This window comes from Scytonema sp. NUACC21 (assembly GCF_054684315.1).
The window spans coordinates 140,121-156,001 of record NZ_BAAFZH010000088.1; the positions used below are offsets into that span (position 1 = coordinate 140,121).

Consider the following 15,881-nt stretch of genomic DNA (forward strand, 5'->3'; position numbering starts at 1 on the left):
TATTAACTCTCCTGAAATAAATTTCTAATATAATAGTAGGCACTTACAAAACTTCCTACTCCCCAGCTGACCGTCTGGTCCTGCACCAGTGAGGGTCAGGGTAAGGTTAGGAATACCAGTTTCCCCTGGGTCTTGGACATTATTGCCATTAGTATCATTAAATACCGTATCCCCAATTGTACCAACCGTGCTTTGTTGGAAACCAAAATCAACGGTGTTGATGGTTTGACCGGGTGTCAAAGTGACAGGATTGGGTTGAGTCAGGGTAGGGGTGAAACCAGTGGGCGGATTGGTAACGGCAACTCGATAAGAGCCAGGGGGTAAGTTAGTGAAACTGTAGTTACCGTTGCTATTGGTGGTCGTGGTTTGAGTGGTGTCGTCTGGTGTACCCAGCTGACCGTCTGGTCCTGCACCAGTGAGGGTCAGGGTAAGGTTAGGAATACCAGTTTCCCCTGGGTCTTGGACGTTATTACCATTAGTATCATTGAATACCGTATCCCCAATTGTACCCGTGCTTTGTTGGAAACCAAAATCAACGGTGTTGAGAGTTTGACCTGGTGTCAAAGTGACGGGATTGGGCTGAGTCAGGGTAGGGGTGAAACCAGTGGGTGGATTGGTAACGGCAACTCGATAAGAGCCAGGGGGTAAGCTGGTGAAACTGTAGTTACCAGTGTTATTGGTGGTCGTGGTTTGAGTGGTGTCGTCTGGTGTACCCAGCTGACCGTCTGGTCCTGCACCAGTGAGAGTCAGGGTAAGGTTAGGAATACCAGTTTCCCCTGGGTCTTGGACGTTATTGCCATTAGTATCATTGAATACCGTATCTCCAATTGAGCCCGTTGCTGTTGGTGTACAAATTTGTATTTGCGCCAGACCAATGGTTTCGTCTTGTAATGGCGAACCGAATTCCGTTCCCGGTTCATAAGTAATCTGAATTCGGTTAACCGGGTTTGCTATTGCGACTGAGACATTACCAAAGGTTTGATCGGGAAAAGCATTCTCTACGATCCCCTCTGCAAGGTTGCCAGTGACTCTAACGTATTGACCGGGTGATGTTAGGCTAAGAGGAACAGCTGTGTTTCCATTAAATGCATTAACCGTAACTCTATCTTGGTATATGAATGGAACACCTCCTCTAATATCCCGTTGACCGGATCGGTCAACATCCAAGAGGGTTAGGGGAGATGCTAGAGTGACTGGTTGTGAAAAAGTGATATTGAGGGTGGCGCTACTGCCTATTGGTGCTGGACCATCAAAGGGGGAGTTTGGATTGTTACTCTGAAAACCTATATTAAACCTCAAATTGGGTCCGGGAATGCCGCCATAAACATCATTGCTAATTAATGTTTCTTCTACGTCAATAACTTGGCCGGGGCTGGTCTCAGTAAAGCTGATGGTGGCGTTAATTCCATTAACACTCAAGTTTTGACCGATAATTCCTGCAAGGCCGTTAGTCGGATTCCAATTCAGCGTTGCTGGTGTGGTACCAGCCGGACAGCTTGTCTGTGCTAACACCTTTCCACCACCGGAAATACTTCCCAAAAGGGGTACTTGAGGCAAGGTGAACAGCAGTGTTAGGAGTGTTTGTTTGAAGGTCAGATGGCAAAACGGTTTTTTATCGTTTTTATTAAATTCAGGAGTCACAGCAAATTCCCTCTGTCCTGCCGACAGGCTATCTACTTCAATGACTCTGTGCGACAGCCAACGTTGGCGTTGGGCCGTCGCTTTTAGTTGCTGAAATAAAGCTTTCATTAGCTTTGGACTTTGGACTCGTGGACTTTTCACTATGGATTTTCAACTATTGACTTTTGGACTATCTTCTGCGTTGTTGCCTTTCGATCTGCAAATCTTGCTCTTGGTCTTCAATAATGAGGTCAATACCTCTAATATCTCTGAAGATGATTTCGACTCGGCGATCGCGGGCATAATCGACAATATCCGTACCACCTGGAACCTTCCTTTGACTTTCACCAAAGGAACGGATGGTCATGCGTTCTGGTGCAACGCCCTTGCGTAATAGGTAATTTCTCACAGACAATGCCCGCCGTCTGCCTAACGCTTGGTTATAAGCATCGCTAGCACGGGGATCGGTATGTCCTTGTAATTCAATGACGATGAAAGGATATTGTTGCAAGACTTCTGCGACGCGATCGAGAACAGCCGCACTGGCTTGACTGATAAAGGATTTGTCCAGGGCAAAGTGGACATTTCTGGGTACCTGTATCCGTATTGCTTCTGGTGGTGGTTCTGGTGCGGGTTCTGGTGGTGGTTCGGGAGGCGCAGGGCGTGAAGTACACTGCGGTGGTTGAATCCGCTGTGGTTTTGTCTCTGGAGTCAGGTTGGGTGAAGTTCCACTTGTCCCAATGAATGCAGCAACAGCAGGTTCAGATGTACCATATCTGGGGTCGGTAGCGATCGCGCTTACAATATCACCATTCTGTAAATTATCTATCGTGACGCTAAAATTCCCTTTTTCGTCAACTTTTGCAGTCCCCAAAGGTTCTCGCAATGCCCCATAACCCGGTTCATAGAGTGCCTGTTTGCCTGATTGATAATCGCCAAGACGATATATAGTGACTTCTGAACCAGGGTCAGCTTTCCCTTGCAAGGTAATGGTATTCCCTGTAGGAACAAATGTTCTTGTGGCAAATTCTGGAGCATTGATGGCAGCGTTGCCCGTATCTTGGCGACGATTGGCAGAATTTCGCCTCGGATTGGGTCCATCACCTCTTTGAAAGTCGCTGACATCAAGATTTCCTTGAGTATTTAGGTCAATGCTCAAACCCTCAAGTGCTGCAAATTTATTATTTTGAATAATATTTTGCTTGCTATTAGGGAAAGCTGACACGACCACTCCAGGTCCTGTTTGATAATCAATTTCATTCCCTGTCACCTGATGGTTGCTGCCCATCAAGTAAACTGCTGCCCGTCGCAAACGCCTGCCATTGTAAGTGATGCGGTTATTCTGAATTTGGACATCCCCTTCCGGTTTAAATAAATACACGCCAGCACCATCATTGGCACAAATTAAATTGCCTACAATCTGAGATTTATTAATCACACCTTCAAAACGCAAAGCATCTGGCATTCCGGCAAGCCCGTTACCAACAATAATATTTTCAGTAACTACCGTATTTTCACCGCGTACAGATGTAATAATTGCGCTACCTTCATGGTAATAGATCCGATTGCGGCGAATTGTTGCCCCTTGGGAGTTAAAAACGTAAACTCCAAAAGCTGAGGTTGTCTCCGGCACTTTTTCATCCACGGTCAATCCCAACCAGTTGTTTTCAATCACAACGTTTTTTGGAGGGACATCTTTGTCATAAAACGGAAAATCATCATTTGGGGGTTGTTGTTCCCTGGTATTTGGAGGTGGCAAGGGATGGGAAATCACAATATCCCCTGGTGGCGTCGTCAGGGTAACCGGCTTGGGCACGCCATCATATATCAGTAAATTGCCCAATTGCTGCTTAATCGGGTTAGCTGTAAAACCATAGAGGTTTAAACCTCGAATGGTGACGCCATCCGCGACCACTGTTAAACCACGAAAAATTTCCCGATTGGGTGCGGGGGTTATTGCCACGACAGGAATTGGAATCGCAATTTCAGCAGTTGCTGAAGTTGACGCATCGTATCCGGGCTGAGTAGTACCGTCTATAACTAATCCTGGCGCAGCCAAATCTGGTAGTTGTCTCTGTAACTGGATAGTAGTGGCACCCCCAGAAAGATTAAATTCAATGAGAGAACCACCGCCATTTGTTGGTTGAATTTGCGTTCTTTCTGCACTGCTGAGTTGTTCAACTGATAGCGTACCGTTGGCTATTTCAATTGCTTCGCGCAAAGTCAGTTGTTCATCAGCCTTGACATCACTATCTTGATTGCTGTTAACAACTACCCGATACGAGGAAGGGGATCGGGAAGGAGTGGGGGCTGGGATCTCCCTCTGGGATTGGAGTTTAGGGGGAAGCATTTGTGCAGAACCGCCATGGCGCGTCTCTACTGTTGACTTCTGTAGGGGCGCTATGCCTTGTCCCCCCACAGCAACATCTGAGGGTAAAAGATAAAAGGTAATGGGTAAAAGGTAAAAAACTAGGGGATGGGAAATGGGAAATTGTCCCGACTTCAATTGCCAGTCCCCTGTTCCCAATTGCTTAAAACGAACTTTGCTCTTCGACATCACTCCTCCTGTCCACCTCCGAATCTGCGAAAAGCTGATAGCTTTCTGAGGGTATTAATAAGATTTATTTTGGGCTTCCCTGATTCTATGTTTTCCGGATTGGCTAGCGCTTGTACCTGCCTTAAACGCTCAATAAGTTTGTTTTGAGGCGTTTTTGATTGATTTCCAGGTGCTCTTTGTGCCGTTGGTATCTCTGATTCTCGTTGCTGTCTGGGTACAGGCTTCTGCAATCCAAAGCCACCCAAAAGTTCATTTAGCTTGAGGCTGATATTGACGTAGAAACCGCCTTCAGATCGGTAACCGTTAAAATCACGGTCATAATCTACGCTACCAAAGCTGTAACCTACTCCCAAGCGCAAATCTGGTGTTAAATAATACCCTCCTTCTACGGCAACTCCAAACTGATTGTAGTTTGTTCCGCTGTCAAAGTCTTGACCGATCCAGCGTCCCTCCACAGCTAAATCAGTTCGATAACCCGTTCTGTAAGTAGCTCGCAGTTGTGCCAAGTGAGTGTTACTATCGTTACTTTCATTTCCGGGCAAATCTCCGCTAGTAGCTAAGCGAAAGGCGTACTTACCATAAAACTCCCATCGCCAGTTAGGGGCATAAATACCTTCACCGGATAAGACGTGAGCGTTGCCATTTCTGTCGGTGTTAAATTCAGGAATTGAACCGTAGTTTTGACGCCACTCGTACTTAAACAAGCCGTTGAATTTATCACTTCTGGGGTCACGGTAGGCTAAACCAACTCTCAAGTTGATAGCGTCTCCCAAATCATCGACTCTGCCAACAAATCCAGAACCCGTTGAGGGGAGATATAGGGGAATATTTGCGCCCCCTGCTTGTTGAAAGCGGACTAATCCTGTGAGGGCAGGTGAGATTTTCCCAGCTGCTGCAGCTGTAATCACAAGGTTGTCGTCTTCATTGCCGTCACGATATTCAAATTTGGCACCTGCTTTGAAGTTGGGATTATCTGTATAGTCCAGCCCAATGCTGTAAACACTCCCAGCAAACAACCCTAATGAAGCGGTGTTGGAACCGACAACTGATGTTTGGAAAATCCCACCAGCCCCAGTGTTATTGAAGATGCTCTTAAAAACGTATTGATAACCCACACTGAGTTTTAATCCGGGAGCAATGCGAGCACCGTGATTGACCCCTACGATTCCCTGACCCTGTAAGCCATTAAATCCAGATAAAACTGAGTACTGACCTGTCAGAGTGGTATCGTCAGAAAATTTGTGTTCGACAATTGTGTCTAGTGAAGTGATGGCGTTACCCCGGAGTACACTGCTGTCATCGTAAAACTGATGGGCAAGTCGAAATGTCACGCCGGGATAAGCTTTCCAGTCTAGTGCTAAGGTCGTTCGGTTGGGATACAACGGGTCGCTATCACCCAAGTTCAGTTCATTTTGTGCTTGGAAAGTTAAGGATTGGGTGAGGGGAAGCTTGAGACGGGATACTAACTGACTGGCATCACCTTCAAATTGATCCCCGACGCGATCGTCACGGGAGCGATTGACATATTCCAGACTCAAATCCGCAAGGCGATTAATAAAGTTAAATTTTTGTAAAATACCCGCACGGATGGTTTCTAGTTCGTTGTTGACTCTAGACCCGGCGCTGACTGGTGGTGGTTCTGGATTGAATACGTCAAAAAATGGTGTAGCGCCTAAAGACTGTCCGAAGTTTTCTTCGTAGTCGTATGCGGCTGTTAGGAAGGTAGTGTCAGTAACCCTTGCTAAGAGTGACCCGCCATAGCGTGTTTGTCCCGCTGTATAGCTAAATGTGGCGTTGTTGGAAAAACCTTCGTCAGTCGAGCGGTAATAGGCTCTTGCTTGAAGGCGATCGCCAAGATTACCAATAGCTTCCAATCGGTAAGCATTACCAGTGTCCTCATCCCCGTTTAAGAGGCTACCGCTGGAGCGGGCAAATTCTCCAATAATCTGGCTGCCATTTCCTAAGGAGAGGAGGAAATCTGCTCCATACAGTTCAAAGTCTCGACCATCTTGGTATTCCCGCAAGTAACTTCCTGCCAAGAAAGTTTTATTTTCTAAATCTTGAGAGACATTAAACTGCACCCGTCCACCAAGGAGGGTGGTTTCTTCCCCTCCTTCAGGTTGGTAGGAAATAACAAGCCGCCTTACTAGAGTTGCCCCAAAGGTCTGTTGTGAAATGGAGAGAATTGATTTGTAAAGCTTGATTGTTCCTCGGTTATAGTCAATTTCGTAATCGCGACCGCGAAACAGTTGTTTGCGGTCTAGGACTGTACCGGGACGATTGATTTCTTCTTCCTCTAAATAAACGTTTTCACTACCGGGAATAACTAAACGCCTTGACAAGAAGTATTCACCACTGGTACCGTCAGGAACGATGATATCCCGTGCATAGCCTTCAATATTGTTGGCGTATAAACCTGTTATTTGAACCGGACCAAAGCTGTAGTTCCCTTTAAAGCCGTGTAACTGACGGCTTGTAGCGGTGTATAGTTGGGAGGGTCTGGAAAACTCTTCAGTATTGTAGTCCCCCCACATAAAGTAATCAGGGTCGGCTCCTATTACGGAACTACTGCGCTCAAAGCGAAGATAGAGGCTATCTATAGAGGGTGCAGTGGAGGTGACGGTAGAACTATCACCGTAGACGGGATACTGTTGTTCGCAAAACTGCTCCGGTTTACCAAACAAGCGAACATTGCCTTCACAGTCTTGATTGAGCGGGCGATCGCTATTATACGCTCCTGTAAATAACCAATTTCCCACTTTACCCGTCGCAAAGACAGCCGCATCTAAATCAAACTCAGTTCCCTCATCCAAATTTTCTGGCACAAATTCCCGAAAACTGCCCCAGTAATCTGTCCCCCGCGCACCTATCCGCAAATTGACAATCCCTGTTGCTAGGGAAGGACGCAGGTAGGTTGTAAATTCCACCTGGGTATAGGCTTCAATGGGGATATCTTTAAAGTTCTGGACGATCGAGGTGTCCGTTTGTTGTGGGAATGGAATTTCGTTTAAGGTACCCCTTTCTCCAAAAATTGGTGATTCTCTTAAAATATCCCTTTCGCTTTGGAAGGGGTTTTGCGTCCTAATACTGTCTACTGCTGCCCGAACTCGAACTTGTTGGGGTTTGATATCAGATTGCAAAGTGGCGGTGAATTCTCCACCTCGTGCGATTACCTGAAACCCACCTTGGTCTTTATCTTGGTCAGCGCCTACAAATTTTCCTGCGCTAGAAGTGAGAGTGACTACTATGTCCTCACGAATGATTTGACCGTTTTCATCGGTAATTTGTCCGGTGAACCTAATTGTGGAACGTCCATCAGCTTGGACTCGCGGATCGCCCACAGGGACAATTTCAATTTTTATCTTGTTGCCAATGACCTCGGCAGGAGTTTTGACCGTGTTATTTTCTGTTGGAGGAATTTCTTGTGTTTGGGCTGTTTGTTCTGCTGGAGGGGAGGAGAGAGGGAGGGAGGGAGAGGAGGGGGTGGAGGAGGGAGGGAGGGAGGGAGAGGGGGTAGACAAGGTAGAAGTTGCTTCCTTGTCCTCCTTGTTCTCCTTGTCCCCCAAGTCCACCTTGTCTTCCTTGTTTTCCTTGTCCTCCTTGTCCCCCAAGTCCCCTTGTGCCTGAATCTTGGTGTCTTCTTGTGGTAATGTTTGTGTTTGGCTGTTACCGGGCAAGCTAGCGATCGCAGTGCTGGAAAATATTGACTCTGCGCCTATAAAAGAAGGTAAAAAGAATGCTGCAAATGCTGGCAAAATGCTTGCACTACCCTTGGTAGCTAGGAAAAAGTGCAAAATCGAAAATGCTAGCTTTTGGCTTTTTTCAGGTCTAGTTCCAAATTCGTTTGTGTATCTAACTTCAAGCTTTCTTGTTTTCATCGCTTATCCTCTGAAAACGCTGGCGTAACCGCAAAATTCACTCTTGCCATACTGTTCGGTGCTAACTTTATTAAGCGTGACTGGCTATTTCTTTCAATAAAGTAGGAGTTAGGTGCCAATGCATAGCCTGGTAAGCTCGTCAAGTCCAGCGCTGCTGTGCGATAACCAGGAATGACATTTGCTAGGGAGAACAATCCGTTAGCGTCAGTAACGATGCGATTACCATCATCCATGTAAATTACGGCATTCGGGACTCCCGGTTCGTTTGGCTGCTGTTCGCCATCAAAGTTTTTATCAACAAATACTCGTCCAATTAGGGTGCCGCAATCTGAGACTATGCCGGGTCGAATCCGCAGTAAATGGCTTGCTTGATTACTTGTCAAGTTTCCAGAACTTGCTTGTGCTAAGTTTCTTCCTGTTCCTTGAACTGCATCTGGTGTGACTTCCACAGCATAAAGGACATTTAAGGTTTGGTTGGGTTGTAACTGTAGTGTTGCTGGCGTGGATATTGTAACTAGCCGATTTGACGTTACGTTAGCAGTTAGGGCAACTGGCGTATTCCCTATAGAACCTTGTAATGTTTTTGGGAGAAATTGCAGCCCCACAGGAAGCCTATCTGTAATTCTTGGACTCCCTAGTGATGATGTACCTGTATTTCTAATCGCTAGGCGATAAACGACTGTATCCCCCGGTTCAGCGGCAGCTCTATCACCTGTTTTGAGTATTTGTAAACCAGCTTGACCTGCTCTGAATGTCACTGGATTAGATTCTCTTGTTCCTGTAACGTTGCTCGCACCAGAACCAGCAGTGTTAGTGATGACTCCTGTTTGTGCTTGAGCCACAGAGGGTATAACTCTGTAAGTGAACATACCTAAGAAGGTAAAGAGAAAAAAGAGGCTCTTATGCCTTAGCCATGAGGATGTAAAAGTCATTGAAGGTATTAATCCAGTAGCAAAACTTTTTCTTGCGTTTGGGCTTTAACCGAATAACCTAAAGTTTTTCTTTTTTTGAATTTTGAATTTTTTTGAATGACTTAATTGTGCATCTGTCTTTGTAAGTGCAGAATAATTGTCAAGCAAAACTGCATTCAAATGGCTTAAGCTTTGATAAACTTTGGTGGTTTGCTAAAACCACCGTCTTCCCATTCTCTTGAAATGCTGACACGCGATCTGTGACCAGCCAATAGGCTAGATATTTACCAGCTTTTGATACCATTGCAGTTTTTTCGTCATCTAGGTTACAAAATATTTAATTTTTTTTTTCTAGAGTATAATGTGCATTCATCACCCGTGGTTTAAAAAACTTTCCGGCTTAACGGTAATTAGCAGATGAACACCATTGAGGATGTAGCCGGAACACAGCCATGCAGATATGAAAAACAATCAATGCAGAAACGTCGTAGAAAGCACGAAACAAAACTGCAATGTTGCCTCTTTTTCTGCTGGGCTACTCGGCTTACAATTACTGCTCAAAGTTATCTTTAGAATCTTGAACCCAAGAATCAGAGCAGTTAATAGAGAAGTAACTTGGTAAGTAGGAAGCACCACACGTTACCAAATCTTTACCCCCAAGAATCATTGGATTTGGCATTGAATAAATACGTTTTAGAAGAATAATACAGTAAAGTGTAAACGATGCACCAGATTGCTTTACTGAATCTTTATTTTTTTCATGTTCATGTAAATATAATTATCATGCAGAAGCTACTTAGAAGCAATTAGACAGCAAATAATTTATTGATTATTTTCTACGTATTACTTATTTCTATGAAAAGTGCTAATTCACATTAATATACCATTAGCTTTGGCATTGTCTCATATAAAGTCTGGTTCATTGCTTGTTTGATAGACGGGTAAAAAACTTGCGAGAGGGAAAATCTGCTTCTTGGGACATCTCGTGTTGATTATCCCACTCACAGAGTTATAATGCCCTAAATTAGAATAAACGCGCCGTTACAATCGAGATACTTAGATAAGTAGGATGACACAAATCAAGTTAACTCATGAGGATCGTCCTCAGTCCTTTGTCATTGGTTATTGGTATAGTTGCAATATAAAAGCGGAACTTTGGCTAGGACAAAACGGCTGAAGCATGAAGGCTAGCAGTAGGAAGGCTAAAGGATGAAAGTAATACTTACTGGATATGAAAGCACGTGGCTGTGTGTAAATGACAAGATATGAGTGTGAGAGGTTGCTCAACAGGATGGCTCAGACATGGTTAAATGCCGATATAACTATGTAGCGAAGTCATGGCGATCGCGAAGAGCAACGACGGCAGCAAAAATTATGCGCTCAAAGGCTGTGCCACATTTGAGCGTTCTTTTAACAAAGAAATATTTCAGAGAACTTCAGTTGACAATTAAAAAAGACTTAATGGTCAAAAGAATTGTGAATTTACAGTGACAAACTATGAACAACTAATTAAGTAAGTAGACAGAAATAAATAGAACTGTGTTACGAAATTTAAAACGAGCTAAAACCCTTACCAATGACTAATGACAAAGGACTGAGGACGATCCTTATGAATTCACTTTATTTGTGTCATCCTACTTAATAAACATCATCGTAATCTTGTGCTTCAACTCTTCTGACCTCGTTACGAGGGGGTAAAAACTCGGAGCGACGTACAGGAGCTAAAGGAGGTGTAGGACCATTATACGGGTGAATAACTTGTACAGTCCGTGTAGGACGTGGCTTTTGTGAGAACAAAGCATTTATTCCAGCTACCACAACACCACCGCCAACAGTCAAAGCCATACCGCCCACTGCCCAGACAATACCTGATGACCACCAAGGATTTTGATTTTGTGATTGCTGCAATGCTGCTTGTTGCGCTGCACTAGCTTGGCTTTGCTGCTGGGCATTCCATTGAGCTATGTTGTTATAGGTTTGCTGAATTTGCGCCTGAAGCTGTTGGTTTTGTTGTTTGAGGTCGGTGTTCTCTTTTTGAAGTTGGGCGTTGTCCATCTTCATCCGTTCCATTTGGACTCGCAGCTCTTCGGTATTAGGGCTTACGGGTACTGGATTGGGATACGGTTGCCCTGGATAGGTAGTCGTGGGTGGCATAACTGCTGGGGGTGCTACGACAGTCGTTGGCATTTGTGGGGTAACACTAAAGCCAGACTGTATTGGAGTTCCTGAGCCTTTAAGTAATAGAAGCGCCGCTAACCCAGCTACGGCAACTCCGCCGATAAAAGCCATGCTCTCACTCATTGCTCTCTCCCTTATTCTGCGACGAAATTGCTGTCGTCGGTAACTGACACTCTCTCACACTCATAACATTCATATCCTACTGAATTTCACATACGGTCTTTACCCTATTTTGCGGTATCATTCAGTTTTTTACCGCTACATACACGCTTTTTCTATTCAAGACGATATCTGTTAAATTGTCTACCAATGAATCTGAAAAAAAACTTTACTCAACTATAGGAAACATTAAGCATTTATACTTGATGGTGATGTAGCGATCGCACTCTTCAAACTTTGACAAAACTCGGATATTGCATTGAGTCCCTGCTGCGGTGTGCCTTCTGCCAAACGCTTTACAAAGGCACTGCCTACTATAACTGCATCTGCGCCCCAGTCTTTCACCTGACGGGCTTGTTCTGGTTGCGAAATCCCAAAGCCCACACCTATAGGCTTATCAGTAACGCTACGAATTTGCTGTACTAAATCTGAAACCCGTACTTCCATTTGCGATCGCATTCCCGTCACTCCCGTGACACTTACCAAATAAATAAACCCTTGGGAAGAGCGAGCAATTGCTTCTATCCGTTCCACCGAACTGGTAGGGGCTACCAGCAAAATCACATCAATACCTATTTCGGAAGCTGATTGGAGTAAGGCTGCTGCTTCTTCCAAGGGTAAATCCGGTACAACCAACCCCGCTACCCCAGCCCTTGCAATTTCTTGAAGAAAGCTTTGAATTCCAAGATTCAGAATGGGGTTGTAGTAAATAAAGAGAATGATAGGCGCTTGCAAGGTAGGAGTTACAGTTTTTAACATTTCCAGCACCTTGCCCAAAGTTGTGCCTTGCTGCAAAGCACGGGTAGCTGCTGCTTGAATGACCGGACCATCTGCCAAAGGATCGGAGTAAGGAATACCCAATTCGATGAAATCTGCCCCGTTGCGATCTAGAACTCGCAATGCTTCTGCTGTTGTTTCCAGATCGGGATCGCCAGCAGTAATAAATGGAATCAGAGCACACTGGGACTGATTGGCAAGGGTTTCAAAGCGATTGGAAATGGCAGTCATTGGTTACTGGGTATTAGTCATTTGTCATTTGTCACTATAACCAAATACAAAGGGCAAATGACAAAAGACAAACGACTAATTTACACCTGAGATTGCTCTTCTCGTTCTAATTCGGCTTGAATTTTTGCTAATTCCTCAGGGGAAAGTTCTTCCAAGCGCTTCTTAAAATAGGCGTCTTCGTACTGTTCCCGCTGAGTGTGGTAGGTCATTTTGTTTCCCACCGCACGGAACACATAGGTTAGCAACCAGACAATCAACCCACCGAATAGAACAGTTTGACTCCAGATACCAGCTTGGGCGCTATCAAAACCCACAAGCTGTAGTACAAGGTATACCAAACCACCTGTAACAAAAACGCCAAAACCTATTCCAATAGCGTCAATGCGTCGCATGAGAGTTATGACCTACCAATTTTCGTTAAACTGTAATTTTGCGCCGTTGCGGTCGATAGTTTATAAACGGCGACAGGAGCAACAAACCTGGGAAGAACAGAAATACTAGAAAGTACATAAATGTACGCTCTATAGAACTCGCATCATACCACCGGAATTTGAGGTACAGCATGACGCCTGCTGGTATGACTAGCAGGTAAGCTCCAGCCAAAATCAAATAGAGTAGCGCTACAACCATAATTCTTGGCTCTCAGTAAAAAAGACCTGTTGGTGCATCTGTTTCCCATCATAGGCTGAACGCCCTAACTCAGGGAAGCTTATTGCAGACCGAGGGGCTTGGCAAAGAAATTTTTTGATTTTGATTGGACAAAAAAACCAATTAGTGGTGAAATAAATAAAAGAGATAAACAAAAACCTGTTTTCTTTGCTATAATCATCTAATGTTGACTAAACCAAGCACTAACTTGTCAGTCAACAAATCCCAGCTCTATCTGGGGGTGTGGCGGAATGGTAGACGCTACGGACTTAGAAAACTGAGCCTTGGTGGAGAAATCTATCAAGTGACTGCTCTCAAACTCAGGGAAACCTAAATCTGGTAACAGACATGGCAATCCTGAGCCAAGCCAAATTCGTCGTCAGTCATTGGTCATTGGTCATTTGGCAGATTGTAAAAAACAAATGACGAATCACAAATGACAAAAGACAATTCGGAAGGTGCAGAGGCCCGACGGGAGCTACCCTAACGTAAAAGCCGAGGGTAAAGGGAGGGTCCGATTCTCAAAGCCGCGTTCATCCAGTAGGAATGCGAGGCAGTAGCGAAAGCTGCAGGAGAATGAAAATCCGTTGACCGTAAAAGGTCGTGTGGGTTCAAGTCCCTCCACCCCCATATAAAAATTAACTCGTAGGTTGGGTTGAGGAACGAAACCCAACACAATCAGTCATTTGTCATTAGTCAATTGCCATTTGCCATCAGTGGTAGGTTGGGTTGAGGAACGAAACCCAACACAATCAGTCATTTGTCATTTGTCATTGGTCAATTGTCAATTGCCATCAGTGGTAGGTTGGGTTGAGGAACGAAACCCAACACAATCGGTCATTTGTCATTGGTCAATTGTCAATTGCCATCAGTGGTAGATTGGGTTGAGGAACGAAACCCAACATTGATGCGTTGAGAAACTTTAGCATTGCTTAATCTTAGCTACTACCGTAAATCTACCGTTACTGATAACATCTGTTTAAAAGCGGTTCTGTATATTTTGTACATTTGTACGCACTATTTAAACTAGCAGCTATGGAATTGTTGTGAATTACAGTTTGCTAGGCGATTGTTGCACGATAAATTTCATAATCGTTATTGAGAGTACAGTGTTATGCTCAGACTGGTGGAGTTCGACGTTGGTGATGGTGAGACAGTTTTGATTGAGGTTGAGGACGTTGAATCTGAGGATATCCAGCCAGTTGCAAAATCGCCAGGAGAACTAGCAGCTAAGGCACGCAAAACCTTGAGTGAAGCACTAGATAATTTTGCACCAATGGTACGAACGTTGAAGCGAAAGCTCAATAACCTGACCGACCCGGAAGATGAAGTCGAGGTGAAATTCAGTGTCAAGCTGAATAGTGAAATCGGTGCTGTTGTTACTAAGATAAGTGGTGAAGCAACCTACGAAATCACCCTGAAATGGAAAAATAAATGACCTTCGGTGTTGACGATTACGAAAAGGCAATCACCCGTATATTTGATAGCAAAGGGAATGTAGTAGGGACGGGATTTTTGATTGCACCCGGTTACGTGCTGACCTGTGCCCACGTAGTGTTGCAAGCGATGGGTATTAAGATTGAGGAATACCCCCAACACGTAAACCAGCCACAAGAAAGTATTGCCCTGGATTTTCATGTCCTCGCTAGTCGTCAAACTATCTACGCGAAAGTAGTCGCATGGTTGCCCTACAATCTAGAAAGTGGTGATGTTGCCGCACTCAAACTGCTAACTCCGCAGCCAAAGAGAGCAAAGCCAATCCCTCTGATTGAAGTTTCACGGGCTGAGGTAGAGAACGATCCGCATTCAGTTTACGGCTTCGGCAAGAGTGTGATGGGTGGGCGATCTGATGCCTATCGACCTAAAGCTAATGTTGCCGGAGGTAGATTCCAACTGTGTAGATACGGCGATCCAAATGATGAGACAATAGCGCCAGGGTTTAGTGGTGCTCCTGTTTGGAACGATTCTCGTCAAGGCGTCGTAGGCATGGTAGCAACGGCAGGTGTAGTTAGAGAACAGCAACAGAGTACAGCTTATGCTATCCCAACCAGAGAGCTACAACGTATCTTGAGGCAGGTTGATGCTTTCTGCTTACACGATATCCTAACACATAGTCTCCAAGAGTGTAGCAGCGATCGCCAGCTACATTTTTCGCTCAAAACTGCAATTAATACCGCTTTGCAGCACTGTAATCCTAATGGAAGCGATCGCTCCTGGCAACAACAGCTAGTTGAATTGAGTATCGATCGTGCTGCTACCCCTGGCTGGGAAACAGAAGGCAGGCTTGTCCACTTTGCGATGATTTTAGCTTGGATGAAAGACACGCCACAATCCGCCTTAAAAGAACTAAAAGCTTGGGTAGAGCGATGCGGACATAACTATTCAGATTTATTTGTTCGTATTGATAGCGAAATGAGACAGAAAAACGTCTCACGCAGTAATGAATGTGAATGTCTCATGGTGGCTGTTGAGCAAGTAGAGACATCAACGGATAAGTTGCGTGTGTCCCTATGGGCTGTTCCCAATCTCGAAACCCATAACCCAAACAACCCACCAATGCCGCTTGTCTTGGAAGAAGAACTTTCGCGTCAAGAGCTACCTGTATTTGTACGTAAGAAAATTCGGGACAAGCTTGGGAAAAAGCCGACTCCAACTATTCATTTGTTTGTGCCACGGATGTTGTTTGGTTACGATTTTGAGATGCTGACAAGTAGCAATTTGGGTGCTGTTCTGGGTAGTGAATACCCATTTGTTGTCCGAACAAACTTGAAGACTCACCCAATCGGACGCTACTATTACGACGATTGGCATGAGAAATGGGAACAGGTTGAAAAAGCTTTTGAAAATAATACCTGTGAGGTGGCCCAGTTTATAGACTGTTCACTGCCAGAAGAGGATTTGATTCCAGAACTAGTAGAAACC

At 44.8% G+C, this 15,881-nt stretch carries 13 protein-coding genes; 4 read left to right on the plus strand and 9 right to left on the minus strand.

What is annotated here, in order from left to right; genetic code table 11:
* Positions 1–24: 24 nt before the first annotated feature.
* From ACYRY3_RS22990 to ndhL, 9 genes are all read right to left on the minus strand, one after another.
* A complete protein-coding gene (locus ACYRY3_RS22990; protein ID WP_460203956.1) occupies positions 25–1,749 on the minus strand; it encodes an SdrD B-like domain-containing protein in 1,725 nt (574 codons plus the stop codon).
* Between the two features lie 61 nt (positions 1,750–1,810).
* Positions 1,811–4,177, minus strand: coding sequence for an OmpA family protein (locus tag ACYRY3_RS22995; protein ID WP_460203957.1), 2,367 nt, complete (start codon positions 4,175–4,177; stop codon positions 1,811–1,813).
* Positions 4,177–8,055, minus strand: a complete 3,879-nt coding sequence (locus ACYRY3_RS23000; protein ID WP_460203958.1) for a hypothetical protein — start codon at positions 8,053–8,055, stop codon at positions 4,177–4,179. The genes ACYRY3_RS22995 and ACYRY3_RS23000 overlap by 1 nt, the downstream gene beginning before the upstream one ends.
* Positions 8,052–8,987: a hypothetical protein gene (locus tag ACYRY3_RS23005; protein WP_460203959.1), complete on the minus strand. Its 936-nt coding sequence runs from the start codon at positions 8,985–8,987 to the stop codon at positions 8,052–8,054. Before ACYRY3_RS23005 ends, ACYRY3_RS23000 begins: the two co-directional genes overlap by 4 nt.
* A gap of 139 nt (positions 8,988–9,126) precedes the next feature.
* The gene (locus ACYRY3_RS23010; protein WP_460203960.1) at positions 9,127–9,270 is read right to left on the minus strand and encodes a hypothetical protein; all 144 of its coding nucleotides are present in this window, start codon (positions 9,268–9,270) and stop codon (positions 9,127–9,129) included.
* A gap of 1,334 nt (positions 9,271–10,604) precedes the next feature.
* A complete protein-coding gene (locus tag ACYRY3_RS23015; RefSeq protein WP_460203961.1) occupies positions 10,605–11,267 on the minus strand; it encodes a coiled-coil domain-containing protein in 663 nt (220 codons plus the stop codon).
* A gap of 225 nt (positions 11,268–11,492) precedes the next feature.
* Positions 11,493–12,311, minus strand: a complete 819-nt coding sequence (gene trpA, locus ACYRY3_RS23020) for a tryptophan synthase subunit alpha (RefSeq protein WP_460203962.1) — start codon at positions 12,309–12,311, stop codon at positions 11,493–11,495.
* 80 nt (positions 12,312–12,391) lie between these two features.
* On the minus strand, positions 12,392–12,703 hold the full coding sequence (locus tag ACYRY3_RS23025; RefSeq protein ID WP_460203963.1) for a DUF3007 family protein: 312 nt from the start codon (positions 12,701–12,703) through the stop codon (positions 12,392–12,394).
* Positions 12,704–12,728: 25 nt separating this feature from the next.
* Complete coding sequence (ndhL, locus tag ACYRY3_RS23030; protein WP_460203964.1) at positions 12,729–12,941, minus strand: NAD(P)H-quinone oxidoreductase subunit L; 213 nt, start codon at positions 12,939–12,941, stop codon at positions 12,729–12,731.
* A 202-nt stretch (positions 12,942–13,143) separates the two neighbouring features.
* On the opposite strand from ndhL, the gene ACYRY3_RS23035 reads away from it, so the two are divergent.
* The 4 genes from ACYRY3_RS23035 to ACYRY3_RS23050 all read left to right on the plus strand — a co-directional run.
* A complete protein-coding gene (locus ACYRY3_RS23035) occupies positions 13,144–13,293 on the plus strand; it encodes a hypothetical protein (protein ID WP_460203965.1) in 150 nt (49 codons plus the stop codon).
* Positions 13,294–13,645: 352 nt separating this feature from the next.
* On the plus strand, positions 13,646–13,837 hold the full coding sequence (locus tag ACYRY3_RS23040) for a hypothetical protein (RefSeq protein ID WP_460203966.1): 192 nt from the start codon (positions 13,646–13,648) through the stop codon (positions 13,835–13,837).
* 236 nt (positions 13,838–14,073) lie between these two features.
* The gene (locus tag ACYRY3_RS23045) at positions 14,074–14,397 is read left to right on the plus strand and encodes a CU044_2847 family protein (RefSeq protein ID WP_460203967.1); all 324 of its coding nucleotides are present in this window, start codon (positions 14,074–14,076) and stop codon (positions 14,395–14,397) included.
* Positions 14,394–15,881 (plus strand): VMAP-C domain-containing protein (locus ACYRY3_RS23050; protein WP_460203968.1); only part of this gene is annotated, 1,488 nt, incomplete at its 3' end. The genes ACYRY3_RS23045 and ACYRY3_RS23050, both read left to right, overlap by 4 nt.

What these genes read in the sequence shown, in the direction of transcription:
- ACYRY3_RS22990 (WP_460203956.1), bottom strand. Translation starts at nt 1,749, where the DNA reads ATGAAAGCTTTATTTCAGCAACTAAAAGCGACGGCCCAACGCCAACGT.
- ACYRY3_RS22995 (WP_460203957.1), bottom strand. Translation starts at nt 4,177, where the DNA reads ATGTCGAAGAGCAAAGTTCGTTTTAAGCAATTGGGAACAGGGGACTGG.
- ACYRY3_RS23000 (WP_460203958.1), bottom strand. Translation starts at nt 8,055, where the DNA reads ATGAAAACAAGAAAGCTTGAAGTTAGATACACAAACGAATTTGGAACT.
- ACYRY3_RS23005 (WP_460203959.1), bottom strand. Translation starts at nt 8,987, where the DNA reads ATGACTTTTACATCCTCATGGCTAAGGCATAAGAGCCTCTTTTTTCTC.
- ACYRY3_RS23010 (WP_460203960.1), bottom strand. Translation starts at nt 9,270, where the DNA reads ATGGTATCAAAAGCTGGTAAATATCTAGCCTATTGGCTGGTCACAGAT.
- ACYRY3_RS23015 (WP_460203961.1), bottom strand. Translation starts at nt 11,267, where the DNA reads ATGAGTGAGAGCATGGCTTTTATCGGCGGAGTTGCCGTAGCTGGGTTA.
- trpA (WP_460203962.1), bottom strand. Translation starts at nt 12,311, where the DNA reads ATGACTGCCATTTCCAATCGCTTTGAAACCCTTGCCAATCAGTCCCAG.
- ACYRY3_RS23025 (WP_460203963.1), bottom strand. Translation starts at nt 12,703, where the DNA reads ATGCGACGCATTGACGCTATTGGAATAGGTTTTGGCGTTTTTGTTACA.
- ndhL (WP_460203964.1), bottom strand. Translation starts at nt 12,941, where the DNA reads ATGGTTGTAGCGCTACTCTATTTGATTTTGGCTGGAGCTTACCTGCTA.
- ACYRY3_RS23035 (WP_460203965.1), top strand. Translation starts at nt 13,144, where the DNA reads ATGTTGACTAAACCAAGCACTAACTTGTCAGTCAACAAATCCCAGCTC.
- ACYRY3_RS23045 (WP_460203967.1), top strand. Translation starts at nt 14,074, where the DNA reads ATGCTCAGACTGGTGGAGTTCGACGTTGGTGATGGTGAGACAGTTTTG.